This window comes from Micromonospora sp. NPDC005806 (assembly GCF_042871425.1).
GTDB lineage: Bacteria > Actinomycetota > Actinomycetes > Mycobacteriales > Micromonosporaceae > Micromonospora.
Genome location: NZ_JBIAIL010000003.1, coordinates 217,576 through 243,748, shown reverse-complemented (window position 1 = coordinate 243,748; position 26,173 = coordinate 217,576). Strand labels below are relative to the sequence as shown.

At 74.7% G+C, this 26,173-nt stretch carries 28 protein-coding genes; 22 read left to right on the top strand and 6 right to left on the bottom strand.

The window, feature by feature from the left end; genetic code table 11:
• The first annotated feature begins 10 nt into the window (after positions 1-10).
• From ACFYOS_RS05940 to ACFYOS_RS05875, 14 genes are all read left to right on the top strand, one after another.
• The gene (locus ACFYOS_RS05940; RefSeq protein ID WP_387136275.1) at positions 11-619 is read left to right on the top strand and encodes a glycine zipper family protein; all 609 of its coding nucleotides are present in this window, start codon (positions 11-13) and stop codon (positions 617-619) included.
• Positions 616-1,296 carry a carboxypeptidase regulatory-like domain-containing protein gene (locus ACFYOS_RS05935; protein WP_387136274.1) on the top strand — a complete coding sequence of 227 codons (681 nt, stop codon included), beginning with the start codon at positions 616-618 and terminating at the stop codon, positions 1,294-1,296. Before ACFYOS_RS05940 ends, ACFYOS_RS05935 begins: the two co-directional genes overlap by 4 nt.
• Positions 1,297-1,313: 17 nt before the next feature.
• A complete protein-coding gene (locus ACFYOS_RS05930) occupies positions 1,314-2,540 on the top strand; it encodes a phage tail sheath family protein (protein WP_387136273.1) in 1,227 nt (408 codons plus the stop codon).
• A 1-nt stretch (position 2,541) separates the two neighbouring features.
• Positions 2,542-3,024 (top strand): phage tail protein, encoded by a 483-nt coding sequence (locus ACFYOS_RS05925; protein ID WP_387136272.1) that lies wholly within the window; start codon positions 2,542-2,544, stop codon positions 3,022-3,024.
• Positions 3,025-4,060: 1,036 nt separating this feature from the next.
• Positions 4,061-4,300, top strand: coding sequence for a hypothetical protein (locus ACFYOS_RS05920; protein WP_387136271.1), 240 nt, complete (start codon positions 4,061-4,063; stop codon positions 4,298-4,300).
• Positions 4,300-5,064, top strand: a complete 765-nt coding sequence (locus ACFYOS_RS05915) for a hypothetical protein (RefSeq protein WP_387136270.1) — start codon at positions 4,300-4,302, stop codon at positions 5,062-5,064. The genes ACFYOS_RS05920 and ACFYOS_RS05915 overlap by 1 nt, the downstream gene beginning before the upstream one ends.
• Positions 5,061-6,632, top strand: coding sequence for a phage baseplate assembly protein V (locus ACFYOS_RS05910; RefSeq protein ID WP_387136269.1), 1,572 nt, complete (start codon positions 5,061-5,063; stop codon positions 6,630-6,632). Before ACFYOS_RS05915 ends, ACFYOS_RS05910 begins: the two co-directional genes overlap by 4 nt.
• On the top strand, positions 6,632-6,970 hold the full coding sequence (locus ACFYOS_RS05905) for a hypothetical protein (RefSeq protein ID WP_387136268.1): 339 nt from the start codon (positions 6,632-6,634) through the stop codon (positions 6,968-6,970). The genes ACFYOS_RS05910 and ACFYOS_RS05905 overlap by 1 nt, the downstream gene beginning before the upstream one ends.
• On the top strand, positions 6,967-7,410 hold the full coding sequence (locus ACFYOS_RS05900; protein ID WP_387136267.1) for a GPW/gp25 family protein: 444 nt from the start codon (positions 6,967-6,969) through the stop codon (positions 7,408-7,410). Before ACFYOS_RS05905 ends, ACFYOS_RS05900 begins: the two co-directional genes overlap by 4 nt.
• Positions 7,407-10,046 (top strand): putative baseplate assembly protein, encoded by a 2,640-nt coding sequence (locus ACFYOS_RS05895; protein ID WP_387136266.1) that lies wholly within the window; start codon positions 7,407-7,409, stop codon positions 10,044-10,046. Before ACFYOS_RS05900 ends, ACFYOS_RS05895 begins: the two co-directional genes overlap by 4 nt.
• The gene (locus ACFYOS_RS05890) at positions 10,027-10,650 is read left to right on the top strand and encodes a phage tail protein (protein ID WP_387136265.1); all 624 of its coding nucleotides are present in this window, start codon (positions 10,027-10,029) and stop codon (positions 10,648-10,650) included. The genes ACFYOS_RS05895 and ACFYOS_RS05890 overlap by 20 nt, the downstream gene beginning before the upstream one ends.
• A 10-nt stretch (positions 10,651-10,660) precedes the next feature.
• The gene (locus ACFYOS_RS05885) at positions 10,661-11,584 is read left to right on the top strand and encodes a hypothetical protein (protein WP_387136264.1); all 924 of its coding nucleotides are present in this window, start codon (positions 10,661-10,663) and stop codon (positions 11,582-11,584) included.
• Positions 11,581-12,057, top strand: a complete 477-nt coding sequence (locus ACFYOS_RS05880) for a hypothetical protein (protein ID WP_387136263.1) — start codon at positions 11,581-11,583, stop codon at positions 12,055-12,057. The genes ACFYOS_RS05885 and ACFYOS_RS05880 overlap by 4 nt, the downstream gene beginning before the upstream one ends.
• Before the next feature lie 18 nt (positions 12,058-12,075).
• Positions 12,076-12,846 carry a hypothetical protein gene (locus tag ACFYOS_RS05875; protein WP_387136262.1) on the top strand — a complete coding sequence of 257 codons (771 nt, stop codon included), beginning with the start codon at positions 12,076-12,078 and terminating at the stop codon, positions 12,844-12,846.
• Positions 12,847-12,892: 46 nt separating this feature from the next.
• On the opposite strand, the gene ACFYOS_RS05870 is transcribed toward ACFYOS_RS05875, so the two are convergent.
• The gene (locus ACFYOS_RS05870) at positions 12,893-13,534 is read right to left on the bottom strand and encodes a DedA family protein (protein ID WP_387136261.1); all 642 of its coding nucleotides are present in this window, start codon (positions 13,532-13,534) and stop codon (positions 12,893-12,895) included.
• Positions 13,535-13,730: 196 nt separating this feature from the next.
• On the opposite strand from ACFYOS_RS05870, the gene ACFYOS_RS05865 reads away from it, so the two are divergent.
• Both ACFYOS_RS05865 and ACFYOS_RS05860 read left to right on the top strand, forming a co-directional pair.
• Positions 13,731-14,225, top strand: a complete 495-nt coding sequence (locus tag ACFYOS_RS05865; RefSeq protein WP_387136260.1) for an ATP-binding protein — start codon at positions 13,731-13,733, stop codon at positions 14,223-14,225.
• Positions 14,226-14,232: 7 nt separating this feature from the next.
• On the top strand, positions 14,233-15,006 hold the full coding sequence (locus tag ACFYOS_RS05860) for an HD domain-containing protein (RefSeq protein ID WP_387136259.1): 774 nt from the start codon (positions 14,233-14,235) through the stop codon (positions 15,004-15,006).
• Positions 15,007-15,140: 134 nt separating this feature from the next.
• Here the strand turns inward: ACFYOS_RS05860 and ACFYOS_RS05855 are convergent, their stop codons facing one another.
• The 4 genes from ACFYOS_RS05855 to ACFYOS_RS05840 form a co-directional block, all read right to left on the bottom strand.
• Positions 15,141-15,566, bottom strand: a complete 426-nt coding sequence (locus tag ACFYOS_RS05855; RefSeq protein ID WP_387136258.1) for a barstar family protein — start codon at positions 15,564-15,566, stop codon at positions 15,141-15,143.
• Positions 15,567-15,700: 134 nt separating this feature from the next.
• The gene (locus ACFYOS_RS05850) at positions 15,701-18,631 is read right to left on the bottom strand and encodes a M36 family metallopeptidase (RefSeq protein ID WP_387136257.1); all 2,931 of its coding nucleotides are present in this window, start codon (positions 18,629-18,631) and stop codon (positions 15,701-15,703) included.
• A gap of 128 nt (positions 18,632-18,759) precedes the next feature.
• Complete coding sequence (locus tag ACFYOS_RS05845; RefSeq protein WP_387136256.1) at positions 18,760-19,308, bottom strand: restriction endonuclease; 549 nt, start codon at positions 19,306-19,308, stop codon at positions 18,760-18,762.
• 257 nt (positions 19,309-19,565) lie between these two features.
• Entirely contained in the window at positions 19,566-19,805 is a 240-nt protein-coding gene (locus tag ACFYOS_RS05840) for a winged helix-turn-helix domain-containing protein (protein ID WP_387136358.1), read from the bottom strand.
• 318 nt (positions 19,806-20,123) lie between these two features.
• Between ACFYOS_RS05840 and ACFYOS_RS05835 the strand changes: the two genes are divergently transcribed.
• Complete coding sequence (locus ACFYOS_RS05835) at positions 20,124-20,402, top strand: DivIVA domain-containing protein (protein ID WP_387136255.1); 279 nt, start codon at positions 20,124-20,126, stop codon at positions 20,400-20,402.
• A gap of 251 nt (positions 20,403-20,653) precedes the next feature.
• Here ACFYOS_RS05835 and ACFYOS_RS05830 read toward each other — a convergent pair whose 3' ends face one another.
• Positions 20,654-21,427, bottom strand: coding sequence for a VOC family protein (locus ACFYOS_RS05830; RefSeq protein WP_387136254.1), 774 nt, complete (start codon positions 21,425-21,427; stop codon positions 20,654-20,656).
• Between the two features lie 115 nt (positions 21,428-21,542).
• On the opposite strand from ACFYOS_RS05830, the gene ACFYOS_RS05825 reads away from it, so the two are divergent.
• The 5 genes from ACFYOS_RS05825 (at position 21,543) to ACFYOS_RS05805 (ending at position 26,165) form a co-directional block, all read left to right on the top strand.
• On the top strand, positions 21,543-21,752 hold the full coding sequence (locus tag ACFYOS_RS05825; protein WP_387136253.1) for a type II toxin-antitoxin system VapB family antitoxin: 210 nt from the start codon (positions 21,543-21,545) through the stop codon (positions 21,750-21,752).
• The gene (locus ACFYOS_RS05820; RefSeq protein WP_387136252.1) at positions 21,749-22,168 is read left to right on the top strand and encodes a PIN domain nuclease; all 420 of its coding nucleotides are present in this window, start codon (positions 21,749-21,751) and stop codon (positions 22,166-22,168) included. Before ACFYOS_RS05825 ends, ACFYOS_RS05820 begins: the two co-directional genes overlap by 4 nt.
• 188 nt (positions 22,169-22,356) lie before the next feature.
• Positions 22,357-23,355, top strand: a complete 999-nt coding sequence (locus ACFYOS_RS05815; RefSeq protein WP_387136251.1) for a hypothetical protein — start codon at positions 22,357-22,359, stop codon at positions 23,353-23,355.
• 50 nt (positions 23,356-23,405) lie between these two features.
• Complete coding sequence (locus ACFYOS_RS05810; protein ID WP_387136250.1) at positions 23,406-23,672, top strand: hypothetical protein; 267 nt, start codon at positions 23,406-23,408, stop codon at positions 23,670-23,672.
• A gap of 39 nt (positions 23,673-23,711) precedes the next feature.
• Positions 23,712-26,165 (top strand): AAA domain-containing protein, encoded by a 2,454-nt coding sequence (locus tag ACFYOS_RS05805; RefSeq protein WP_387136249.1) that lies wholly within the window; start codon positions 23,712-23,714, stop codon positions 26,163-26,165.
• Positions 26,166-26,173 lie beyond the last annotated feature (8 nt).

The following is a 26,173-nucleotide window of genomic DNA, read 5'->3' as shown; positions in this document are numbered from 1 at the left end:
GGTGACCCCCATGGTCTTCGGCATCATCAGCGTCGCCGTCCACATCGTCCTCGGGGCCCTGCTCGGCCAACTGGCCGGCGGTCTCCTCGGCCTGCTCGTCGGCGCGGTCGTCGGGCTGCTGATCGGCGCGCCCTTCGGCTGGGCGGTCGCCGCCGCGGGCACGTACGGCGCGGACGCGAAGGGGATCCTCCTCTTCGTCGTCGACCACACCTGGAGCCTGCTCAACACCGCCGTCGGCGCGCTCTACCTCGCCCTGCACCTGGTCTTCGGGCACCAGCTCGACCGGGTGATCTCCCAGGCCAGCGGCCGGGTCAACGTGGTCGAGGGGGTCTCCCCCCGGTACGCCACCACCATCGGCACGGTCTGCGCCGGGTCCCGCCCCGGCATCCAGCGCCACGAGGACGTGCACATCCTCCAGGCCCGGCTGCTCGGCCCGCTCTACCTGCCGCTGGTCATGCTCAACTACGTCCTGTTCACCATCGCCCCGGTCTGGCTGCTCTGGCACGACCACACCAACGCGCCGATCAACCGGTTCACCCGGTACTTCGAGATCGGCGTCTACCCGCACGTGTGGAACGAGGTCATCGCGTACCGGATCCAGGGGACGCCGCCGCGATGACCGGTGCGATCGAGGCGGCCGTCGCGGACCTCACGGCCTGGCTGACCGGGGCGGCGGGCGAGTCCGTCCCGGTCGGCCCGCCCCGCGACGACCCCGACGGCGGTCTCACCGTCTGGCCGCTGGAGCTGCGGCCGGCCCGGCAGACCGCGGGCAGCGGCGCGGCCCGCGAACCGTACCGGTTCGTGGTCCGGCTGCTGCTCGCCGGCACCAGACCGGACGCGCTCCCCACGCTGGACCGGGTGCTGGCCGCCGCGGCGACGGCCGGCGAGCCGGAGGTCGTGCTCGCCGCGGGCGACCCCGAGCTCTGGCGGGCGTTCGGGGTCGCGCCCCGGCCGGCGCTGCTGCTCGATGTGCCGGCGCAGATCGCCCGGCCGCTGCCGGCCGCACCGCCCGTGCGGCAGCCGCTGCGGCTGCGGCAGCTCGCCATGCGCGCCCTCGACGGGCAGGTGGTCGGCCCGGAACGGCAGCCGCTCGCCGCGATGCGGGTCGAGGTGGTCGGCACCCCGTACGCCACGGAGACCGACCACGCCGGACGGTTCCGACTGGTCGGCCTCCCGCACGACCCGGAGGACCCGGACCGGCCGGTCCGGGTGCGGCTGGTCGGGCGCGGCCGCACCCTCACCGCCGACCTCGACCCCGCCGACCCCGACCTCGTCATCGTCTGCGCCCCCGACTGACTCCTCAAGGAGGACCGATGCCCACCTACTTCTCCCCCGGCATCTACGTCGAGGAGGTGCCCAGCGGCGCCCGCCCGATCGGCGCGGTCGGCACCAGCACCGCCGCCTTCGTCGGGGTCGCGCCGGACCGCACCGCCCACGTCAACCAGGCCCTCGCGGTGAACAGCTGGTCGGAGTTCCTCCGCCGCTACGCCGACGGCGAGCACCTGGAGAGCACCGCCCTGGCCCGGGCGGTCTTCGGCTACCTCGACAACGGCGGCACCCGCTGCTGGGTGGTGAACGTCGGGGAGGGCGGCCAGCTCACCGGCACCGGCGGGCGGCGCAGCGGGCTGCAACTGCTGGAGGCGGTCGACGAGATCTCGATCCTCGCCGCCCCCGGCTACCACGACCCGGTGTCGCACGAGGCGCTGATCAGCATGGCCGAGCGGCTGCGCACCATGGTGGCGATCTGCGACCCGCCGCCGGACGTCGACGACATCTCCACCCTCACCCGGGTCGCCACGCCGGGCTCCGGGAAGCCCGCCGGCAAGCCCGCGGACGGCACGGCCAAACCCGACGACGATGACAACGAGCCGGGCGCCGACCGGCCCCGGCAGTCCGACTTCGCCACCTTCTACTTCCCGTGGATCAAGGTACGCGACCCGATCAGCGGCGACCTCGTGCTCACCCCGCCGAGCGGGCACGTGGCCGGCATCTGGGCCCGCACCGACGCCCTGCGCGGGGTGCACAAGGCCCCGGCCAACGAGCCGGTACGCGGCGCGGTGGACCTCGGCTACCTGGTCACCCGCCCCGAGCACGACGTGCTCAACCCCAAGGGCGTCAACGTCATCCGCTACTTCGCCGGCGAGGGGATCCGGCTCTGGGGGGCCCGTACGCTCGCCGCCGAGGCCAGCGAGTGGCGCTACCTCAACGTCCGGCGGCTCTCGATCGCCATCGAGCAGGCCATCGCCAACGGCACCCGGTGGATGGTGTTCGAGCCCAACGACTACACGCTCTGGCGGTCGATCCGGCGGGACATCGGCGCCTTCCTGACCCGGGTGTGGCGCGACGGCGCACTGCTCGGGCGTACGCCGGAGGAGGCGTTCTTCGTCAAGTGCGACGAGGAGACCAACCCGGCCGACGTCCGCGACGCCGGCATGGTGGTCGCGCACATCGGCATCGCGGTGGTCAAGCCCGCGGAGTTCGTGGTGTTCAAGCTGAGCCAGTGGGCCGGCGGCACCGAGACCGAGACGATCGGAGGCTGACATGCCGACCACGGCCACCCCGCAACCGGGCGCTCCGGTCGACCCGTACCGGTCGTACCACTTCAAGCTGCTCATCAACGGGGTCACCAACGGGCACTTCACCGAGGTCAGCGGCCTGGAGGTGTACATCCCGTCGGTGACCTACAAGGAGGCGGGCAACGAGCGGATCCGGGCGGTGCCGGGCCAGGTCGAGTACGCCCCGGTTACTCTCCACTTCGGCCTCACCCAGTCCCGCGAGCTCTGGGACTGGGTGAACGCGGCGGCGAAGGGCACGGTGAGCCGGCGCAACGTCTCGGTGGTGCTGCTGGACCCGGCCGGCACCGCCGAGGTGCTGCGCTGGAACATGATCAACGCGTGGCCGACCCGGTGGCGGGGCGCCCACCTCAACACCCTCGCCCAGGAGATCGCCATCGAGGCGCTGACCCTGGCCTACGAGGGGCTGGAACTGGAGTCGGGCAGTGCGGCCGCTCCGACGACCGCGTGACCTGCTGGCCCGGGCGTTGCGGGCGACCGCCGATCGCCTCGCCCCGCCCGCCGGTCCACCCGTCACCCCGCCCGCGCCGGACCACCCCGCGCCCCGCCGCCCCGGCGAACCCCCGGAACACTGGCTGCGCCTGGTCGCCGCGCACGCCCCCGGCCTCCTCCACGACCTCCCGCACTCCCCTGTTGATCAGGAAGTTCCGGTCGGATTCGGGCCCTCGGCGGACGGGAACCTCTTGCTCGACGGGAACGACCGGCCGTCGGGCGACTGGTGGGGTGCGGGCGTTCCGCCGGGCGGGGAGTTGGCGGGCGCGGAACGCGAGGTCGACACCGGACCGGCGCAGCCGGACGATCCGGCCGCGAGACGCCGGGTCGGACGCCGGCGGCACCCGGGTGGGCCCGGCGGGCCGGCCGGTCCTACCAGCTCGGCCCCCGGTCGGATCCGGCCGGGGAGCGACACCGGCGAGGACGGCGTCACCGGTTCCCCTGGGCGGGCGGACCACGGTGCCGCCCGCGGCGTGCCGGACAGCCGGACGGACGGCGGCGGCGTCCGGACGAGAGCGTCAGGGTCGGGCCGGGACACCGCCGGAGACGACGCGGCACGCGATGGGCTCGCCCTGCGGTCCCGCGCCGCCCGCCCCGTCGGGCGGCGTACCCCGGCCGGTCCCGACGATGGGGCCCGGCCTGCCGAGTACGGCGGTGGCCGCTCGCGGTCCGGGCCCGGTGCCGGCACCCCGCGCTCCGGGCAGGGTCGCGGCCTCGCGTCGTCCGTCCCCTCCGACGGCGGCGGGCCGGGCGCAGCCGCCGGCCAGGCGGAATGGCCGGGGCGCCCGGCTCCGCGAGGCGGGCAGGACGGCGACCGGGGCCGACCGGACGATCCGGTGTGGCGCGGGGATACGCCGGGCGACCCGACCCGCCCCGGCCGGCGGCAGGGCGATCTCCGGCTCGCCGGCGAGCCGACACGGCCGGGCCGGGCACCGGAGCCCGACCACCGGATGCGTTTGTCGCCGCCGGGGGGACAACGAACGCACCCGAACCCGGTGGGCACGGGCGGTCCCGCGCCGTCCGGCCGGTCGGGACTCTCCGCCCCGGAGTGGAGCGGCGCGCTGGCCGGGCACTGGCCGGCGCTGCCGGACGAGGACCGGGCCGTGCCCGCGGATCAGCGCCGGCATGACCCGTGGCCGGCGCTGCCCGACGACCGCGAGCTGTGGGTGCCGGCTGCCGGCGTGCCGGACGCCGCGCACCTGCGCCGGCTCGACCGCGAACAGCGGGGTGGCTGATGGAACGCGTCGCCTTCCTCGTGGACGAGTCCGGCACCCGGGTGGACTGCCTGCTCAACCCGGAGACCGTGCAGGTCACCCGGCTGGCCGGGGTACGCCCCCGGGGCGCCCCGGACGGCCGGCTCACCGGGGTCGGCCTGGCCGACGACCCGCTGGTCTTCACCGGCGGCGGGCGCACCGAGCTGGTGCTGGACCTGCTCTTCGACACCGACTTCGTGGAGTCCCAGGTACGCCCCGAGGACGTCCGCGCGCTCACCCGTCCGCTGTGGATGCTGGCGGAGAACTCCACCACCGAACACGGCTGGCTGCGACCGCCGCTGGTCCGGCTGGTCTGGGGCAAGACCTGGAACGTGCCGGGCGTCATCGTGGCGATCGCCGAACGCTTCGACGCGTTCACCCTCACCGGCACCCCGCGCCGCTCCTGGCTGCGGCTGAAGCTGGTCCGGGTGGCCGAGTCCGCCGAGTCCGCCCGGGAGGGGTTCGAGGAGGAGCTGGCCGCGGCGAGCACGCCGACCGTACCGCCCGGCTCGGCGGTGGTCGCCGCCGCCGACGGGGCGGCCGAGCCGGGCTGGTCCGGGGTCCGCTTCGACCTGCTCGCCCACGACGCGCTCGGCTCGCCGCTGCGCTGGCGGCTGCTCGCCGAACACAACCGGATCAGCGACCCGCTCACCGTGCCGGCCGGCACCGCCCTCGCGGTCCCGCCGGTCACCGCCGCCGTCGCGCCGGCGGCCGACGGATCCACCGGGACGGGAGGTGCGCCGTGATCCGGGCCGCCACCGTGACCATCGACGGTACCCCGCTCGCCGACGCCCGCCGGCTGCGCGGCGTCCGGGTCGCCGCCCGCCTCGACCAGCCCACCCAGTGCGAACTCACCCTCGCCGCCGCGCCGGGCGCCGCCGCCCTCGACCCACCGGTCCGCCCGGGCGCCGCCCTGGACGTACGCCTGGACGGCCAGTCCGACGCCGTGTTCACCGGCGAGGTGACCCGCGTCGAGGTGGAGTACGCCGCCGACGGGGCGGCCCTGCTGCGGGTCCGGGCGTACGATCCGCTGCACCGGCTGCGCAAGCGGCAGGAGCTGCGGGTCTTCGAGTCGGTGACGTCCGCCGAGCTGGCCGGGGCGCTCTGCGCCGACCTCGGCCTCACCGTCGACCCGGACACCGACGGGCCGCGCCTGGACCGGCTGCTCCAGCACCGGCACACCGACCTGGAGCTGCTGCGCGAGGTCACCGGCCGGGCCGGGCTGCACCTGGCCGTGGACGGCGACCGGCTGCGCCTGCTCACCCTCGACGGCTACGGCGAGCCCATCCCGCTGGCCCTCGGCGAGAGCGTGCACACCCTGCGGATCTCGGAGAACCTGGACCGGGCCGGCGGGGAGAGCGTCGCGCTGGGCTGGCACCCGCAGCGCGCCGAGCCGCTGCGCCAGCAGGCCGACGAGGCCCGTTCCGGCCGGCAGGTCCCGCTGCGCCCCAACCCCGGCGAGGTCGGCGCGGACGGCGTGCGCACCGCCGTGGACCAGCCCGGCCGCAGCGACGACGAGCTGGCCGCGCTGGCCCAGGCCGGGCTGGACGCCCGGGTGGCCGCGCTGGTCACCGCCGAGGGGACAGCCGAGGGCGATCCGGCGCTGCGCCCCGGCCGGCGGATCGCCCTGTCCGGCGTCCCCGCCCCGGTCGCCGGGGTGTACGTCCTCACCGAGGTGGTGCACACCGTCGACGCGAACGGCCACCTGACCCGCTTCGCCACGGCCCCGCCCGAGCCGCCGCCGGCCGCGGCGCCCGCCCCGGCCACGATCACGCTCGGCACGGTCACCGACGTCGACGACCCCGACCGGCTGGGCCGGGCCCGGGTCACCCTGCCCGCGTACGGGGACCTGGACGCCGGCTGGCTGGCCGTGGTCTGCCCGGGTGCGGGCCGGGGCAAGGGCATCGTCGCGCTGCCCGACCCGGACGACACCGTGCTGGTGGCGTTGCCCGGCGGCGAACCGGCGTCCGGGATCGTGCTCGGCTCGCTCTTCGGGGCGGTCGAGCCGTACGACGCGGGGATCGTGTCCGGGCGGTCCCGCCGCTGGTCGATGCGGACCGGCACCGGCCAGTCCATCGTCATCGACGACGACGGGCGCACCCTGCGGCTGGCCACCGACGCGGGCAGCTTCGTCGAGCTGCGCCCCGAACTGACCACCGTGCACGCGGCCGGCGACCTAGTGCTCTCCGCGCCCGGCCGGGCCATGGTGGTCCGCGCCCGGACCGTCGACTTCCGGCACGCACCGGCGACCGAGGACGCCGACACCGCCGCCGCTCAGGCCCGCACCCTCGCCCGCGCCCACGGAGGTGGCTGATGCGCTGGATCCACCGCGACTCGCTGATCACCTGCGACCACGACGGCCGGGTGGCCAACCGGCCCTCCCAGCAGTGGCTGACCGTGCAGGGCGTGCCGGTGCTGGTGGAGGCCGACCCGGAGGGACGGGACATCACCGCCTGCCCGAACTACGGGCCGACCATCAAGCCCTGCGCCCAGACGCTGAAGGTGACCGTCGGCTACAGCTCCTGGTTGCGGGTCGACGGCCACCGGGTGGTGCTGTCCAACCTGGACGGCCTCACCGACGGCACCCCGCCCGGGCTGGTCCACCACACCGTCCGCGACCCGCGGCAGACCTTCCTGGGGGCGGACGGATGAGGGCCTTCCGCTTCGTCGGCGCCGGCTTCGACGCGGGTCGTACCGGCGGTCTCGCGCTGACCGCGGCCGGCGGCCTGGCCATGACCGACGGCGACGAGACCGTACGCCAGGCGCTGTACCTGCTGCTGTCGACCACGCCCGGCGAGCGGCTGATGCGCCCCGGGTACGGCTCCCGGCTGCACCGGCTGGTCTTCGCGCCCAACGACGACACCACGGCCGGCCTGGCCATCCACTACGTCCGGCAGGCCATCCGGCGCTGGGAGCCGCGGGTCGAGGTGATCGACGTGGACGCCGGACCCGACCCGGACGACCCGTGGCGCCTGGTGATCCGCCTGGACTACCGGGTCCGGGCCAGCCTCTCCCCCGGCCAGCTGGTCTTCTCCGTCGACCTGCTGCCCGACGACGACCCGGACGACCACGCCGAGGAGGAGACGCGATGACGCTGCCGGTGCCGCACCTCGACGACCGTGCCTTCCTCGACCTGGTCACCGAGGCGCGGGAACGGATCCGTCGGTCCTGCCCCGACTGGACGGACCTCTCCGCCCACGACCCGGGGATGGCGCTGCTGGAGGCGTTCGCGTACCTCACCGAGGTGATGATCTACCGGCTGAACCAGTTGCCGGAGAAGGCGTACGTGGCGTTCCTCAACCTGCTCGGGGTCACCCGGCACCCGCCGGCCGCCGCCTGGGCGGACGTCCGGTTCAGCCGGACCGGACCGGGCCGGGGCACCGTCCGCATCCCCGCCGGCACCCGGGTCGCCGCCGCCCGCGGCGCCGACCCCCGGCCGGTCGTCTTCGTCACCACCGAGCCGGCGCTGCTGCCCGCCGGGGAGACCGAGGTGACGGTACGCGTGCACCACTGCGAGGTGGTCGAGGCGGAACTGCTCGGCACCGGCACCGGCCAGGCCGGGCAGGTGTTCCGGGCGGCCCGGCCGCCGCTGGCCCGTACCGCCGAGGCGCTGGACCTGCTGCTCGGCGTGGCGGTGCCGACCGGCTTGGTGGAGCTGGGCGCGGCCGCCCGCGAGCACGAGGGCCGCACGTACGAGATCTGGCGGCCGGTGGACAGCTTCGCCGGCGTCGGCCCGCAGGCGAAGGTCTACCTGGTCGACCGCGCCTCCGGGGTGGTCACCTTCGCGCCCGCGCTGGACCTGCGGCCACCGGCCGGGCCCGGGACCGGGCCGGGCGTCGAGGGGGCGCCCGGCCCGGTCGGGCCGACGACCGTGGCGGCGGTGCCGGCGGCCGGGCAGCAGATCCGGCTCTGGTACCGGTGCGGCGGCGGGCCGGCCGGGAACGTCGCGGCCGGCACCCTGACCAGCCTGCGCGACCCGCTGCCCGGACTGAAGGTGGACAACCCGCAGCCGGCCGGCGGCGGCCGGGACCTGGAGTCGCTGGAGTCGGCCCTCGCGCGCGGGCCGTACGAGTTCTTCGCCCAGCAGCGGGCCGTCACCGCCCGGGACTTCGAGATCCTCGCCGCCGGCTCCGGCGCGGTGGCCCGGGCCCGGGCGTTCACCCGGGCCGCCGTCTACAGCTTCGCCCGCCCAGGCGAGGTCGAGGTGGTGCTGGTGCCGTACGTGCCGGACCAGGCCCGGCCCGGGGGCCGGCTGTCGGTGAGCGTGCTGCGCGAGCACGAGGTCGAGGAGGCCCGGCGTGGAGTGGAGGCCGACCTGGAGCGGCGCCGCGCCCTGGGCACCGCGGTCCGGGCCGGGTGGGCCCGCTACAAGGCGGTCTCCATCCGGGCCCGGGCGGTGGTCCGCCGGGAGGAGGACGTCGACGCGGTGCGTCGCCGCATCCACGACCGGCTGCACCAGACGCTCAGCCCGCTGCCCACCCCGCTCAACCCCACCGGCTGGGCGTTCGGCGAGCCGCTGCGGGCCTCCAACGTGTACCGGATGCTGGAGCACGCCGAGCCGGGCGTGCGCTACGTCGAGTCGGTCCGGTTCGTCGTGGACGAGGCGCCCGACGCGCAGGTACGTACCCTCGCCGTCGACCAGTACCAGCCCGGCACCTGGTACGCCGGGTGCGGCCCGGTGCTGTTCCGCTCCACCAACGCCGGGGCCGGCTGGGAGCCGGCCGGCCGGTTCGACGGGGAGATCGTGGTCCGGATGGTGCCCGCCCCCGCCCCGGCCCGCCCCGGCATCGTGCCCCGGGCCGGCTCGGTGGCCGTGGCCACCGCCCGGGACTCCGGGGGTTCCCGGGTGCACCTGAGCACCGACCTCGGGGAGACCTGGACGCTGCTGACCGACCTGGACTCCCGGGTGCAGGACCTGGCCTGGATCGACCGGGACGGGGCGGGGACGCTGCTGCTCGCCACCGACACCGGGCTGTACGAGCTCTCCCTGCTGCCCGGGGCGGTGCCGCTGCAGATCCTGGTCGATCCCACCGACGCCGACCGCGGCTTCTACGCCGTCCGCGCGTTCGTCTCCGAGCGCGGCGCGCCCGGGGTGGCGGTGGCCGCACAGGCCGGGTTCGGGGTCTACCTCTCCACCGCGGCCGGCCGCCCCGGCACCTTCACCCACGTCGGCCTGGCCAACGTGGACAATCGGGTCCTCGCCGTCCAGTACGACGGCCCGGCCACCCTGCTGTGGAGCGGCGCCGGCGAGCCCGACCCGAAGAAGCCGGGGCAGGGCTGCCACCGCACCCGGCTGTTCGAGTCGGACGTGAAGTGGCAGGCGGTGCAGGCCGGCTGGATCGGCGGCACCTGCCGGGGCCTCGCCTTCAGCGGCAGCCTGGCGGTCGCCGCGACGCAGAGCGGCGGGGTGGTCCGGCTGGACACCCTGGCCGCCCAGCCGCAGTGGCAGCCGGTGGTGGTCAACTGCGGGCTGCCGCTGCGGGACCGGCCCCGGTTCGTCCCGGTCGAGGCGATCGCCGCCACCGTGCCGTCCGGCGCCGGTGGCGCCGCCCGGCTGATCCTCGCCGGCGGCGAACGCGGGGTGTACCGCAGCGGCGACGCCGCGGACTGGACGGCCAGCGCCAACCAGGCCACCGCCGACGTGGTCACCGTCCCCGACACCTGGCTGCTCTGCTCCGGCGAGCACGACATCGAGGTGGTGCGGCAGGATGCGCCGAGCGGCGATTGAGCGGCTGCTGCCCGCCGCGTACCAGCGGGCCGCCGGGCCGGGCAGCGTGCTGGGCGCGCTGCTGGACGTGATGGAGGCGCTGCACGCCCCCGACGAGGCGGTGCTCGCCGAGGTGGACGCGCTGTTCGCGCCCTACCGCACGCCGGACGGGTTCGTGGCCTACCTGACCCGGTGGGTGGCGATGGACCACGTGGTCGCCGCGCCCCGGACGGACGCGCCGCTGCCCCTGCCGGTCGGGCGGCTGCGGGACCTGGTCGCGCACGGCGCGCTGCTGGCCCGCTGGCGGGGCACCCCGTACGGGATGCGCACCGCGTTGGAGCTGGCCACCGGGGTGACCGGCTTCGGGCTGGACGAACCGGCGGACCGGCCGTTCCACGTGGTGGTCCGGGTGCCGCCGGCGGCCGTTGACCAGCTCGCCGTGATCACCCGCATCGTCGAGGCGGAGAAACCGGCCGCGGTCACCGTCGAGATCGTCACCGGCCCGGCGGCGACCGACGCCCAGCCCCAACCCGGCGGGACCGGCGGGCCGGCGACCGGGGTCGCCGAGGTCCGCGCGGTCGGCCGGGCGCACGTACCGTCCCCCGTCCCCCGTGACCAGCCATAGAGGAGCCGTCATGACCACCGAATGGGCCGTCGTCGCCGCCGCCGAGCAGTTCACCCTGGGCGCCCGCAACAACGGCGAGCTGACCTTCACCGTCTCCAACCCGGGCGCGGCGCCGGACACCGTGGTCTTCGACGTCGCGCCCGGCGAGGGCAGCCAGCGCGGCTGGTTCACCGTCACCGAACCGCAGCGGGTGGTACCCGGGCAGGGCTCGGTCTCCTTCCTGGTCCGGCTCACCGTGCCGGCCGGCACCCCGCCCCGGCGCTACGACATGACCGGGTTCGCGTACTCGGCGAACACCGCGCCCGAGGAGAGCTCCCGCTCCAGCGGCCGGGTGACGTACGACGTGAAGGCGGCCGCACCTCCGAAGCCCACGCCGTGGCCGTGGATCGCGGCCGCGGCGGCGCTGGTGCTGGTGGTGGCCGGGGTGGTCGTCTTCCTGGTGACCCGCGGCGGCGACCCGCCGCCGCCACCGCCCCGGGCGCAGGAGGTGACCCTGGAGGCGGAGAGCCTGGTGGCGGGCGCGACGGTCCAGTCGACCGGCCCGGTCGCGGCGCAGGTGCTCGAGCAGAAGAACTGCTGCCTGGTCACCTGGTCCGGCGACGCCCAGCTGTTCTTCCTGGGCCGGTCGGTCGGCGACCGGGTGACCGTCACCGTGGACGTCCCGGCCGACGGAACCTGGCGCTTCTCCACCGTGCGCACCACGTCGTTCGACTACGCCAACACCATCTTCCTGGTGGACGGCCGGCAGGTCGGCGACACCTTCTTCGGCTTCACGCCGACGGTGGTGAAGACCGACTGGATCGAGGTGGGCACGGTCAGCCTGACCAAGGGGCCGCACCAGGTCACCCTGGTGGCGGTCAGCAAGACGCAGGGCACCGACCGGTACTTCGCCGGCGTCGACCAGCTCCGCTTCACCCAGGTCCTCCAGCCGTGACCGGACGGCAGAAGCTCCTGCTGGCGGCGCTGGCCGTGCTGCTGGTGGTGCTCTACCTGGTGGCGGTCGGCGGGGGCCGGCACGACCGGGGGGACCCGGCCGCCCGGCCCGGCTGGCTGGCCCGGCTCGGCGGCGGGAGCAGCCCGGTCGACCCGGCCACGGTACGGGTGGACTGCGCGCCGCCCGCCCCGCCACCCAGCGCGTCCCCCGACGGGACGGTGGTCAGCTTCACCAGCGGCTGCCTGTTGCGGGTCGCCGACCCGGGCGGGCTACGCACCCTGGTGCTGCGCAGCGGGGCGTCGTTCGAGGTGACCGCCCCGGCGCCCGGGGACGCGAAGGTCACCGTGCGCGACGAGGTGGCGCCCGGCGAGGACGGTACGGCGGTGGCGAAGGTGGCCGTGAACCGGGCCACCGAGGTCGCCCTGGGCTGCCCGGGAGGTGGCGGATGCACGGTCACCGTCGCCCGGTCCTGACCGGCGGGGAGGTACGCCATGGGTGAGCTGCGCAAACCGTTCCTGCTGCTGGCGCTGCTCGCGGTGGCCCTGGTGGTGGGGCTGGAGCTGGGCGCGGCGCTGCTCACCGGCGGCGGGGACGCCGGCGGCGCGTTGCGGGACAGCGCCGGTCGGCTCGGCGTCGAACTCGGTGACGTCGGCGGGGTGAGCGAGCCCTCCGGCCGGGGCACCGGCTACCTGGCGCTGATCGACGTGGTGGCGCTCTGGACCACCGGGCTGTTCAGCCTGAGCCTGGTGGTGCCGGACCGGATCCAGGGGCGGGTGCAGGGCGTGGCCACCCTGATCTTCTCGATCGTGCTGCTGATCGTGTCCATCGTCCTGCTGATCGTGGCCTTCGTCGAACTGACCATCATGGTGTCGCTGTTCCTGGCGGCGCCGTTCGGCACCCTCGCGTACCTGGCGGTGTGGGGATTCTTCCCGGTCGGCGAGGCCGCCGGGCTGCTCGGGCTGGTGCTGTTGCTCAAGCTGGTCTGGGGCGGCCTCCTGCTGCTCGCCCAGCCGCGTTTCCTGCAGAACAAGGGGCTGGTGCTGCTGGCGTTGACCACGCTGCTCTGCACGGTGGTGCTGGAGTTCCTGCACCGGCTGGTGCCGGGGATCCTGGTCAGCATCACCGACGACATCGGCGCGCTGGTCTTCGCCGTGGTAGCGATCGTCTGGGCTCTGGTGCTGCTCATCGGGTCGATCCCCGCGATCGTCAAGGCGATCCGCTCCACCGCCACCACCTCCCGCCCCACCGCCTCGACGCGGTGAGGCGGCCGGGCGCGCGGGCGCCGGGTCACCACGCCCTCGGGAGCGATCAGCCGCGGCGCGATCCCGCGCCCGCCTCGCGGTCCCGGCGCGCGAGCTGGCGGGCCCGGACCAGCCGCACCGCCACCAGCAGCACCACCAGCGCCAGCACCGCCTCACCGCCCCAGCCCAGCCGCCGCTCCAGCAGTCGGTACGAGACCCCGGCCAGGTAGCCGAGCACGGCCACGGTCGCCGCCCAGAGCGCGCCGCCGGCCACGTTCGCCACCGTGAACGCGGGGCGCGGCATGCCGCTCATCCCGGCCAGTCCGGGCACCAGTGCCCGCAGCGCCGCCGCCCACCGGCCCAGCACCACCGCCAGCGCGCCCCGGCGGCGTAACAGGTCCAGTGCCCGTCGCAGCTCGCCGGAGCGGGCGAACCGCCGGGGGACGCGGTCCAGCAGCCGCCGGCCGTACCGGCGGCCGACCAGGTAGCCCACCTGGTCGCCGAGCGCCGCCCCGGCGACCGCCGCCACGATCACCGCCCAGAGCGGCAGCCGCCCCTCGTGGGCGAGCACACCGCCGACCAGCACCGCCACCTCGCCCGGTACGACCAGCCCGAGGAAGGTCGACGCCTCCAGCGCCGGCAGCAGGAAGACCAGCGCCAGGACCAGGGCGGGCGGCAGCGCCACCAGCAGGTTCAGTAGCCGGTCCATCCGCCGATTGTCGCCCGCGACCGCCGGGTCCGCCCGAGCTCCGGCGTACCGGCGGACCGCGAAGCGCGCCGGCGCGGCCGAACCACCGGGTCGGGGGGTGTGGCCCGGGCCCGCCGGGGGACAATATCCCGAGACGGGACGGGCACCGCGCCAGCGAGCGGTCAGGCCGGGGACGCGCACGGGACGGGGGCCGGACGTGGAGGGTGGGACGACCGCCGGGACCGGCCGCGACGGCACGACGCCCGCCGTCGACCGACCCGACCCGGTCCTCACCCTCACGGTGCCGGCCGACCCGGGGCAGCTCGCCCCCACTCGGGAACGGCTGCGTGGCTGGCTGCACGCCCACGGCGTGGACGAGTGGGACGTCGAGACGGTGCTGATCGCCACCGGGGAGGCGTGCGCCAACGCCATCGAGCACGGGTACCGTTTCGCGTCCGGCGGGATCACCATCCTCCGGGCCGAACTGCGCGACGACCGGCTGGAGATCGAGGTACGCGACCACGGCGGCTGGCGGGACGACGCGGGCGACGACGGCATCGACCGGGGCCGGGGGCGCTTGATCATGGCGCGGGTGATGGACGAGGCCGCCATCACCGGCACCCCGGAGGGGACGACAGTGCGCATGATCAAGCGGTTGACGTCGGTCGGGTGCACGACGGCGGACCCCGCCGGCCGCGAAGATCAGTTATAAGGGACGCATGGAGTTCCCCGCGTACCTGGCGACGATGCCGATGCACGCGATCACCGAGATCCACGGCGAACCGGGCCTGCAGGCCCGGTTCCGGCTGGAGATCGAGGCGTTCGACGAGGCCGCCCGGGACCGGCTCACCGCCGCCCTCGACCTCGCCGCCGAACTGCATCGCGACGACCGGCGGGTACGCGAGCCGTACCTCAACCACCTGCTCCGGGTGGCGATCCGGATGATGCACCACTACCAGGTGCGGGATGTGGACGTGATCGTCGCGGGCCTGCTGCACGACGCGGTGGAGGACCACCCGGTGGAGCTGGCCGGCCCGGGCGTCATGCGGCCACTCCAGCTCGGCGCGTCTGGCGCCGCGCGTCGACCTGGAGCCGTCGCCGGTGACCCGACGACGGCGGCGCTGGCCGCGCTGTCTTCCCGGTTCGGCCCGCGCGTCGCCCGCCTGGTCGGCGCGGTCACCAACCCGGCGTACGACCCGGGGCGCGACCGCCACGCGCAGTATCGCGAGCACGTCGCGGCCAGCTTGGACCGGGAGCCGTGGGCCCGGGTGATCAAGGTGTCGGACTTCACCGACAACGGGGTGGGCGTGATCCACACGATCGGGCCGAAGGTGGCCCGGTCGGCGGCCAAGTACCGGCCGCTGGTGCCGGTCTACCGGGACCTCATCGCCCGCCCCGACACGCCGCTGTCCGCCCCGGTGAAGCGGCACATCTTCGCCCAGCTCGACCTGGCCGAGGAGCGCTTCAGCGCCATCCTCGACCACCCCAACTAACCGCCCCCCGCCGGCGCGCTCAAGATCCGCGCATATTCCCGGAAAGAGTGCCCATTCTTCGAGTTGAAGGCACTATTTCCGTGAATGAGGGCTTCACTGGACGGCCGGGGCCGTGCGGGCGCGGCGCGGGGTGGTCAGCGTGGGTCGGGCGGTGGGGCGCCGACGTGGCCGTCCAGGGCGACGGCGATCCGGTGCCGCAGCGCGGGTAGCCGGTTCGCCCGGTCGCGCAGCACCACCCGCAGCGAGTGGTGCCCGCCGGCGGCGACCCCGCCGAGCACGTCGAGCAGGGTGCCGATCTGCGCGGGCGGCTCGTCGGCCAGCAGGTCTCCCGCGTCGTCGACGACCAGGGTGAGCGGTCCGGCGTCGAGCCGCTCGGCCAGCACGTCGGCGAGCGCGTCCCAGTTGCGCCCGAACCAGTCGGGCAGGGCGAGCGCTGCGGTCAGCGCGTCGAAGAGACCCGCCCGGTCACGGGCGCCGAACCCGGCCAGGGCGGGCGCGGTCGACGCCACGTCGGACCCGTTGTCGAACGCGAGCCAGGCCGGCGGGTGGACTGCGGCCATCCGTCCTTCCTTCCCGGTCGGTCGGGCCGGGCCGCCGGGGCGGTCCGACCCGACCGCCGCCGTCAGAGCCGGTAGAAGTGCATGAGCACGGGTGCGGGTGGGCGGCGGACGCCGCCCACCCGCACCCCGTTCGCCTACTGCGCGAACGCCTGGAACTCGGCGATCCGCACGTTGTTCGCCTGCGGGCTGGCGGTGGCGCAGTCGGTCGCCGCCCGCGGGTCGGCGTCCTGCTCACCGGCGTAGTCGGGCGCGCCGGTGCACTGGTTGGTGACCACCTCGACCCGCAGGTGGGTCGCCTTGGTCCGCGGGATGTCGAACGACCGGATGATCAGCTCCGGGGCCCGCGGCCGGGGCGCCACCGACGGGAAGGCGTCCGCCGCGCTGGTGTAGACCACCTGGAAGTCGGCCGCGTCGGCGCAGGTCACGCCGTCCGCCGCCGTGCAGGCGAGGACCCGGAACTGGCGCAGCGCCGAGAAGCGGCTCTGCGTGCCGGCGTCCGGGTCACCGGCGACCGGCGGGCGGAGCATCGCGCTGACCTGCACCCGGCGGACCTGCTGGGTGCCGCCGGCCAGGTCGACGGTGACCTGCCGGCCGGCGACCGGCGAGCCGAGCGAGGCCCAGTCGGTGGTCTCGTCGTCGTCCGCGATCCGGGCCAGGTTGATCCCGTCCCCGCTGACCGTCGCGCCAGCGGCGGTGGAGGCGAGGTTGCGGCGCAGCTTCACCGGCAGGTCGCGGACCTGGCCGGCGTTGACGGTGACCGGGCCGACCCGGACGTGCCCGTGGCCCGGGGCACGGACGACGAACTCGTACGTGCCGGGGACCAGGCGCACCTGGTCGGTGAGCGGGGTGGCCGGGTCGGTGTCGGCGACCGGCACGGCGCGGGCCTGGTAGCGGCCCACGAACAGCTGCGCCCCCGGCACCAGCACGTCGTCGTCGACAGGCTTGAAGGTCAGCGTCGCCTCGTCCGCGTACGGGGAGGTGAAGCCGGGCGTCGGGTTGACGTCGCCGTTGCCCACGCTGGCCGCGGCCTCACCGAGGCCCCGGGCGGCGAAGGCGTTCCAGAGCAGGTCCTGGTTGGCCCCGCCGAAGCGGATCCGGTCGGCGGCGAGCATCGCGTCCCGGGCGTCGACCATGCTGACCTGGCTGACCGCCATCAGCAGGAACGAGTCGAAGACCAGCTGGATCCAGCGCCGGTTGCCCGGGCAGGCGGTCACCGGCGTCGCCCCGTTGGCGCAGGACTTCTGCAGGGCCGCGTCGCCGGCGCCGTACCGCTTCATCATCGCGGTCCGGATGTCGGCGTTGGTCGCGGACCACACCTCGCCGGACGCGTGCACCTGGAGGCCGACGAAGTCGTAGTCGATCGCGCTGTAGTTGAGCGGGCTGTCGCTCATGTTGTAGTTGCGGATGCCCGCGTCCGGGTCGCGGGTGGTGTACTCGCCGATGGTGAAGCCGCGCCGGCCGGGCGCCGCGTAACCGTGCTCGTAGAGGTATTCCATGGCGAGCTGGTCCGACCAGCTCTCACTCATCCCCTGCGGCGAGCTCACCCCGGCGTTCGGGCCGGCGATCATGCGGTTGCTGATCGCGTGGCCGTACTCGTGGGCGATGACCGACATGTCGAAGTCACCGTCCACGCAGGGCGCGTAGAAGGAGCCGGCGATGGGCTGCCACAGGTACATGTTGGTGGTCGGGGCGATGCCGTCCGGCGGGGTGATCTGGTTGGCGTTGTCCCGGGCGGCGAAGTTCGGCGGGCCGCCGCTGACCCCACCGGCCTGGGCGTTGCCCTGCTCGGCGTCGTTGCCGAGCCCACCGCGGCCCAGGTTGTCCTGCTGGAGGTTCCAGGTCGCCTCGGTGAAGCCCAGGTGGTAGGACCAGTCGTGCATCCGGTTGTGCATCGCGAACAGGTTCGCCCGGGCCGCGTCGATGTCGTTGGCCTGCGGCGAGGTGAAGGTGTCCGGGCTGCACTTCTGCTCGTACCACTGGTTGGCCCACGGGTACGCATAGTTGCGGTCGGGGCGCGGCGTGGCGGTCTCGGTGCCCACGCTGAACGGGTCGTTGCTGAACCAGTTCTGCACCGCGATCGCGTTGTTGCCCTTCGTCGTGTTGGTGGACGTCCCGGTGGCCGGGTTCACGTCCCAGGGCAGCGAGGCGGAGGTGCCGACCACCTCGTTGCAGCCGGCCCCGGGCTGGAAGCACCAGCGCACCCGGGTGTCGGTGGAGGACTTGTCGACCGACGGCGTGTTCGTGAACACGTCCCACGAGGGGTTGTCCGAGTCGTGGTCGACCAGGTCCGCACGGACCAGCACGCTGCCGTCCCGGGCGTCCACGTAGGTGGCGAAGGCCGCCGGGTCCGCGCCGGAGGCGTCCGCGCCGAGGACCACCTCGTACGCGGCCCGCGCGCCCCGGTCGGCGGTCGGCACCGCGACCAGCGAGGTACGCAGGATCGTCGGGTCGGTCAGCCCGGAGTCTGCGACGGCCGCCCGCCGCGCCTGCTCGGCGCTGAGCGTGGCCGGGGCCGGGGCCCCGCCGTCCCGGGCCAGGGACGAGCTGACGTGCCAGACCACCCCGTCGCGTACGCCGACCGCGAGGACGCCGTCCACCGCGGCCGGCAGGTCGCCGAAGCGCTGCCGGAACAGCACGGTGGCGCCGTCGCCCATCGGGGCGACGGTCAACTGCTCCAGGGCCGCGGCGCCGTCGGCGGTCAGCCCCAGCAGGTCCCGATTGGCCGCCACGTACGCCCGCGCCGCGGTGGCCGGGTCGGCGGGCAGCCCGGTGGCGAGCGGCCGGTCGCTCGCGGTCAGCGTGGCGGGGGTGCCGAAGTCGGTCCAGCGGACGCGGGCACCGAGCGCGGCGGCCCGGTCCCGCTGCCGGTCGGTGGGCGCGGTCCGCCCCTTGCGGTTGTCCTTGGCTTTGCTGTCGTGGCTGTCACCCGGCAGGTGGCCGGGCTGCGCCTGGGTCCGGATCTCCTCCCGGGGTGCCGCCTGGCCGCCAGCTCCTGCGGTCAGGACCAGCCCGGCCGCGAGTAGCAGCGCGGCGGTCCCCGTCGTCGCACGCGATGGTGTGCGCACGGTCCCTCCTGTCGTCGAACGGCGGTGTTCGTCCTGCCATCCGACCAGCTCATCAGGACGGTCGGCACTGGCCGAACATCCACAAATGACGTTTCTTCGATGCGATACGGCGCGGCACGGCCGTGTCGTCAGGACACCGCGAACGGCGGGCGGTGCGTCAAGGCCCAGATCTCCAGGGCCCGCCGGTCGACCAGTGTTATCCCGAGTCGGTGGGCCAGGTGGACGCCGTCGCCGTTGGTGAAGAAGCCGTTGGTCACGATCAGGCACAGCTCGCCGCGATGGATCTCCCGGCAGGTGCCGGCGAAGCGCTGGATCGCCGCGCTCCCCACGCGGTTGCTCGGGCCCTGCCGTTTGCACTGCACCACCACCCGGCGGCCGTCAGGGGCGACCGCCGTGACGTCCGCGCCCCGGTCACCGGCACCGCCGCAGACGCGTACCTGGCGGAAGCCGGAGGCGGTGAGGAGGCGACCGAACCACTGCTCGAACTCAGCGCCGCTCATTGCGTCGGTCACCGCGATCAGCCGGTCCCGCTCGGCCTGCGCTGCCCGACGCCGACCGCGCTCGCGGTTCACCAGCACTGCCGCCACCACCCCTGCCGCGGCGACGAGCACGGCGAGGAACCCCGACCAGTACGGGTGCCGCCCGACGAAGTCGACGACCAGGACCACCAGCGCCACCGCCCCCAGTGCGGCGACCCCGAGACCCAGATTGACGCTCGACTGACCGGAGCCGCGCCGCCGACGCGGGCGCGACGCCCATCCCGCGCGGCGGCGCTTCCGGTAGTGCGCTCGAACTCGGGCGCCGTTTTTCCTGGTGTGCGACCTGACGTACGGCATGGACACCTCCGGCGGCGGGAGGCCAGTCTCCCGCCCGGGTCCGACACTCAGCGGCGTCGCCGTCGATACTGTCGGCTACCCGTCAGGCCGTCGGAACATCAGGGTTCGCGCATCCAGAGCTTCGGATCGTTCACGAAGATGCCCTTGCCCTGGTGACGCCAAATCACTCGCAGCGCCTCGAGCCGCACGTAAGTCTGCTTGACGGTCGAAGGGCTCACGTGGTGCATCGCGGCGAGCTGCGCGATCGAGGGCAGCTTGTCTCCCGGCTTGAGCTTCTTGGCTCTGATGTCGGCGACGATCTCATCGGCGATGCGGATGTAGTCGGCGGTGATCGGCATGACTCCCCCTGCGTGGCACGCCAATTCGATCACGCACCGACACCTCACAACAACTCATCGTTTGACTCAGACGACTGGGACAGCTAAGTTGATGCCTGCCTCTCCCCTTGCGTGGCAACAAGGAGCAGAGGCATCCCCCCGGTTGGGGCGGGTGCGCGTGCCCGTCCCGACCCACCGGACTGCTCCGCTGTCGTACCGCCGAACTGAGCTGCGGCGGCGGAGCGGGCGGGCCGCCCGCGGCCGGCGTGCGGACGGCCCGCCCTTCCAGACCCACCGCACCGACCCTCCGCGCTCCCGCCTGCCCCGGAAAGGACCGACGTGGCCCAGGTGTATCGAGGTGGCCAGCCCTACGGGACCGGGCATCCGGACCGGTTGACCCCACACGAGGTGCGGACGCGCACGTTCGACGCGCGCCGCCGGGGCCTCGCCCCCGATCAGGTACGCGAGTTCCAGGCCATGGTCGCCGACGAACTGATCGACCTCCACCGGCGGATACGCCTGCTCGGCGAGGAGAACGACCGGCTCAAGCGGGCGCTGCGTGACTGGCAGACCATGCACGCCCGCGAGTGCCGGCCACCGAACGAAGGCCCCTGGTAGCGGTGCGACCGCAACCCGGAGACCTGCTGCGGATCGACGGCCGGGCCTCGGTGCAGTTCGCCGGCGACCGCGCCCTGACCTTTCGGGTCGTCTCGGTCTGCCCCCGGCCGACCTACACCGGCTGGGTTTGGCTGACCGGCTACGCCATCGACCGGCGCGGCCGGGCGACCGACCGGCGCGAGATCTTTGTCCAACTCGCCGGCCTCGGTCGCGCTGTCACCACCCCGCGCCCGGAGCGGTCGGCCGCGGCGTCACATGGAGAAGTTCGGTTCGTTCTTGATGATCGAGAAGGCGCCGCCCTGCGGGTCGGTGAGCGTGGCGAATCGCCCAGCGGGCGAGTCCTGCCGCATCATCTCCGTCGCGCCCAGTGAGATGGCCAGGTCCGCGGTGGCGTCGCAGTCGTCGACGGCGAAGTAGACGCTCCACTGCGAGGGCATCGGGCCCCAGTCGGGCCTGATCTGCATGGCCCCCGCCACGGGCTGCCCACCGGCCTCGATGAGTGTGTAGGTCTCGTCGCCGCCCATTGCCACGTCACGCGTCGTGACCCCGAAGACCGAGGCGTAGAACGCCTTGCTCGCCGCGATGTCGCTCGTCATGAGCTCCGCCCAGGTGAAGCTGCCGTGCTCGCCGGTGACCTCGGCACCGCGGTGCCTGGCGGGCTGCCAGATCGAGACGTACGCGCCCGTCGGGTCGCGCAGGACCGCCATGCTGCCCTGGTCCATCACCTGCATCGGCGCCATGATCACCTTTGCGCCGGCGGCCTCCGCGGCGGCAGCGGTCGCCGTCGCGTCGTCGGTAGCGAGATAGGTCGCCCAGGACGTGCCGCGCTCCGGATCCGCCGCCGGGCCGATCCCGGCCGCCTGCCGGCCGCCCTTGAGGAACGCTCCGTAGCCGCCCGCGTCGGGTCCGAAATCCCGGTGTTCCCAGCCGAAGAGCCGGGTGTAGAAGGCGACGGCACCCGCAATGTCGGTCGTGCCGATGTCAACCCACGTCGGGGCACCCTTCGGGAACTGTGGTGTGCTCATGCCGTCATCCTGGCAGACCGTCGGGACACTTCCTGGCCGGAAGCGCATTGATATCAGCTAGAGGAATTCTTGATATCATCGGTTCTGGCCGGCTGTCGGCAGAGAGGTCCGTACCATGTCACGAACGATCCTGGACGTTGACGACGACCTGCTCGCGGAAGCGTCGAAGATCCTCGGTACCACGACGAAGAAGGCGACTGTCAACGCTGCTCTTGCGGCGGTCGTCAATCGGGAAAAGCGGCGCGAGTTCGCCGATTGGCTCAAGACCGGTGGGCTTCCCGACCTGACCGGTGGAACGGGCGCCGCCAAGCCGGACGCGGCGTGAGCCGGGAACTTTACCTCCTCGACAAGTCGGCGCTCGCCCGCTGGCCCAAGCCGACCGTGGCCCCCGTGCTTGACGAGTTGTCGGACAGAGGGCTGCTCGCCGTGTGTGGAGCGGTGGAGATCGAGGTGATCCACAGCGCCCGCTCGGGCAAGGAGGCGCAGCGTGTGCGTTGGCTGCTCGGCGGCTTCGAGTGGCTGGCAATGCCGGACGAGACATGGGACCGGGCGATCGACGTCCAGGTCCAGGCGCTGCACAAGGGCAACCACCGCGCTCTGTCAATGGCAGACCTGCTGATCGCCGCCACCGCCGAACGGCACGGCGCAACGGTGCTGCACTACGACGGTGACTTCGACATGATCACGGCAGTCACCGGGCAACCAACCGCCTGGGTGGTGCCTTCCGGCTCGGCTGACTGATCGGCACCGTCAACCCGAAGATGCCGGTGCGACGCCCCGCCGCCCGCGCGGCTGCCGTCCGCCGCCGTGCCGACTTGTTAGCGTGGGACGGCGGAGCGCCGACGGGCGGCCCGCTCACCCCTCACCCGACCGCACCGGCCACGCACCGTACGGCCGGGCGCGCGGCTGCTCGACCGGAGAGGGGTGCGATGACCGGGACGTCCGGCGCCGACGACGGCTCCCACGCTGGCGAGACGGACGACACCAGCCCAGCGGCCGGCGCCGGCGAGACCCCGGAGAGCGGTCAGGTCCCGGAACCTCCGGAGCCGGCGCAGGACCGGCGGGAGCGGTGGCTCACCCGCGCCCGGGAACTCCGGACGACGACGCGGCGCAGGGCGAAGGAGTGGTGGAAGGCGGCCCAGCCCGTCCTGAACCAGCTGCGCTGGCCGGACCAGGAACCGGAACCCCCGGCGGTGGCCCTCGTCGTCCGGCGGGTGTCCCCGACCCTGCCGGTGCCGGCGCAGGGTCAGGTGTACAACTTCGTCGTCGGCGCCACGTTCACCTGGTCCTCCGACAACGCGCGGCCGGAACTCTTCGGCTGGTACGTCGACTACTTCCAGCCCCATGCAACGCAACGGCTGCGGCGCATCGCCCGCCGGTGCGCCGCGGAGATCCCGCCGGACCGCCCGCGTGAGCTCGCGATCGCGCTGGAGGCCGCACTGACCGGCGACGACGCGCTGCCCTGGGGCTACGAGCGCGGCGGCGTCACGTTCACCTGTGAGCCGGAGGTTTCCGTGCACCTGGACGAGCCGGTCCGCAAACTGCTGCAGCCGTACTGGGACCAGCGCATCGCCCTGGATTGGCAGCGCGACCTCGACCGCCGGCGGGCGGAGTACGCCGAGGATCGGCGCAAACGCGACTCGGCGGAGCGGGTGGACGACGGCGCCGCGCAGGCCGGCATGCCGGAGGCGCTGCGGGAGGAGCACCCACCGCGCCAGCGGGAGGCGGAAGCCGCGCCGCGACAGGCGGGGAAGCAGCGTGGCGCCCAACCGGACTCCATCATGGAGGAGCTTCTGCTCAACCCCTTGCCTCAGCCACCCGCCGCCCGTCCACCGCGTCCCAGTCCCGGCGAGCCGGCGTCGCCGCAGGCGGGCGACGCGTCGCCCGCGCAGGGTGATCCGGAGAACGGCGGGCCCTCCGAAGCCTGAGCCGCAGGCGGCAGGCCGCCCGGGCCAACGTACGGCAGAATCGGCGGGCGATGGAGGCGGCGAGGATCCTCACCGCGCTCGCCGACCTGGCCCCGGCCGGCGCCGAGCGGACCTTCGACGTGTCCGGTGCCGGCCGTCCGCTGATCTGGCTGCCCGGCCCCGACCGGGGGCCGCGTGGTGCCCGGCTGGACCGGCTCGCGGCCCTGGACGCGCTGCACCGCGACGAGCGGATCCTGCGGCGCGGCCTGGCCTTCGTCGTCGGCGGAGCCGACCTCGACGGCGGCCGCCGGCGGGTCCGCCTGCCGCTGCTGGCCTAGCCGGTACGCCTGGACCGCACCCTCCGCGGTTACCGCATCGTGCCGGCCGGGGACCTGGAACTGACCTCGTTGATCGACGACCGGGAACTCGCCGCCCGGCTGGAGGCCGCCCCGGGGCTCGCCGGGCCGGGCTGGCTGACCGCGGCCGGGACCACGGCCTGGATCACCACCGCCGCCGAGGCCGCCGGCCTGAAGCTGGAGGCGGTGCTGGCGAAGCCGCCGCGCAGCATCGACGACGGCCAGCTCACCGCGGTCGCCGCCGCCGCGCTCTTCACGACCCGCGACGTGCTCGCCGGCCGGCTGCGCGACACCCTGCTCGGTTGGGCGGGCCGCCCCGGGCTGGCGGACACGGCGTTGAGCCGGCTCTACCTGGAGAAAGTCGCCGAGGGTGGGCCGCCAGACATCCCAGCCGACGATGCCGAGGTGCTGTCGCCGCTGCCGTTGAACGCGGCCCAGCGGGACGTGGTCCGGCGCACGAGGACCGAGCCGGTCGTGGTCGTCTCGGGCGCGCCCGGCAACGGCAAGAGTCACGCCCTGGTCGCCGCCGCCCTGGACACCGTGGACCGGGGCGGATCCGTGCTGGTGGCCACCCAGTCGGTGCACGCCGCCGACGTGCTGGGCGAGCTGCTGCGCCGCCACCCCGGGCCGACGCCGGTGCTGTTCGGCGACGCCGAGCGCCGCGAGGCGATCGCCGCCGACCTGGCCGGCGGCGCGGCGATCGGGGTGGACGACGCCACGCTGCGCGCCGACGAGGCCGCCGTGGCGACCGCCCGGGACCGGGTGACGGCCGTGTCGGCCGGCGTGGTCGCCGCCCTCGAGGAGGAACGCCTGGCCGCCATGCTGCCCGGCTGGCAGCCGCTGCTGCCCGCCCTGAGCCGGGACGTGCCGGACGTGTTCGACCCGGACACCGACCTGGCCGCGGTCCGGTCCGCGCTGGCCGACGCCACCCGCGGGGGCGACAGCTGGTGGCGGCGCTGGCGGCGGGCCCGCGCCGGGCAGCGGCTGCGGCGGCTGGTGGGCGGCACCGACGTACCGGTGGACCGGGTGCGGGCCGCGGTGGCGGCGGCGACCGCGGTACGGGGGGCGGCCCGGTTGGCCGCCACCGGCGGCACCGACCTGGCGGCCGCCTGGCGCAGCCTGGCCGAGGCGGACGCCGCGCTGGCCGGCGCCGTCGGCACGGCGATGCGCCACCGGTCGGCCAGCGCCCGCCGGTGGACCGGCGCGGCGCGGCGCGCGACCAGCGGGCTGGGCGCCGCGCTGCGGGCCGGCCGGAACCGCCGGCGAGAACTGCTCGCCGGGCTGGACGCCGAGGCGCTGGTGCGGGCGCTGCCGCTCTGGGTGGGCACGGTCACCGACGTCGAGGACCTGCTGCCGCCGGTGGCCGGGATGTTCGACCTGGTGGTGCTCGACGAGGCGGCGCACATCGACCAGCTCCGGGCCGCCCCGGTGCTGGCCCGGGCGCGGCGCGCGCTGGTGGCCGGCGATCCCCGGCAGTTGCGGTTCGTGTCGTTCGTGGCCGACGTGGACGTCGCCAGCACCCTGCACCGGCACGGTCTGGACCGGTTCGGCGACCGGCTCGACGTGCGCCGGTCGATGGCGTTCGACGTGGCGGCCGGCGCCGCACCGGTCACCTGGCTCGGCGAGCACCACCGGTCCGTCCCGCACCTGATCCAGTTCTCCGCCCGCCGGTTCTACCAGGATCGGCTTGAGCTGGTCACCCGGCATCCGCGCAACGAGCGCGCCGACGTCATCGACGTGCTGACCGTCGCCGACGCGTCGGTGGTCGACGGCGTCAACCAGGCCGAGGTCACCGCCGCCCTCGACCTCGTCCGGCGGCTCGCCGCCGGCCCGCCGGACGGCGGGATCGCGGTGGTCAGCCCGTTCCGGGCGCAGGCGGACGCGCTGGAGGCCGGGCTGCTGGCCGCGTTCGACGTCGACGAGATCGAGCGTCTCGGCCTGCGGTCGGGCACCGTGCACGCGTTCCAGGGCAGCGAGGCGGACGTGGTGATCGCCTCCCTGGGGCTGGTGGACGGCGACCCGCCGTCGCGGCACCGGTTCGTGGCCGAGCCGAACCTGTTCAACGTGCTGGTCACCCGGGCTCGCGCGCGCCTGACCGTGGTCACCTCCCTGCGGTCGCCCGAGGGGCTGGTGGGCGACTACCTGGCGTACGCGGGACGGCCGCCGGTCGCACCCGACGCGGAACCGGTGACGGGCTGGACCGCCGCGCTGGCGGAGGAACTGCGCCGGCTCGGGCTGCCGGTGCGGCCCGGCTATCCGGTGGGCCGGTGGCGGGTCGACCTCTGCGTGGGTGCGGACGCGGACGCCGTGGGGGTGATCTGCGCGGTGCACCCGGAGGGGGTGTCGGCGCACGTGGAGCGGCAGCGGACGCTGACCCGAGCCGGCTGGCGGCTGTACGACGTGTTCGCCAGCCGCTGGGCGGACGACCCGATCCGGGCCGCCCTCGACCTGGCGTCCCGCCTCGACCGGGGCTGACGTCCGGA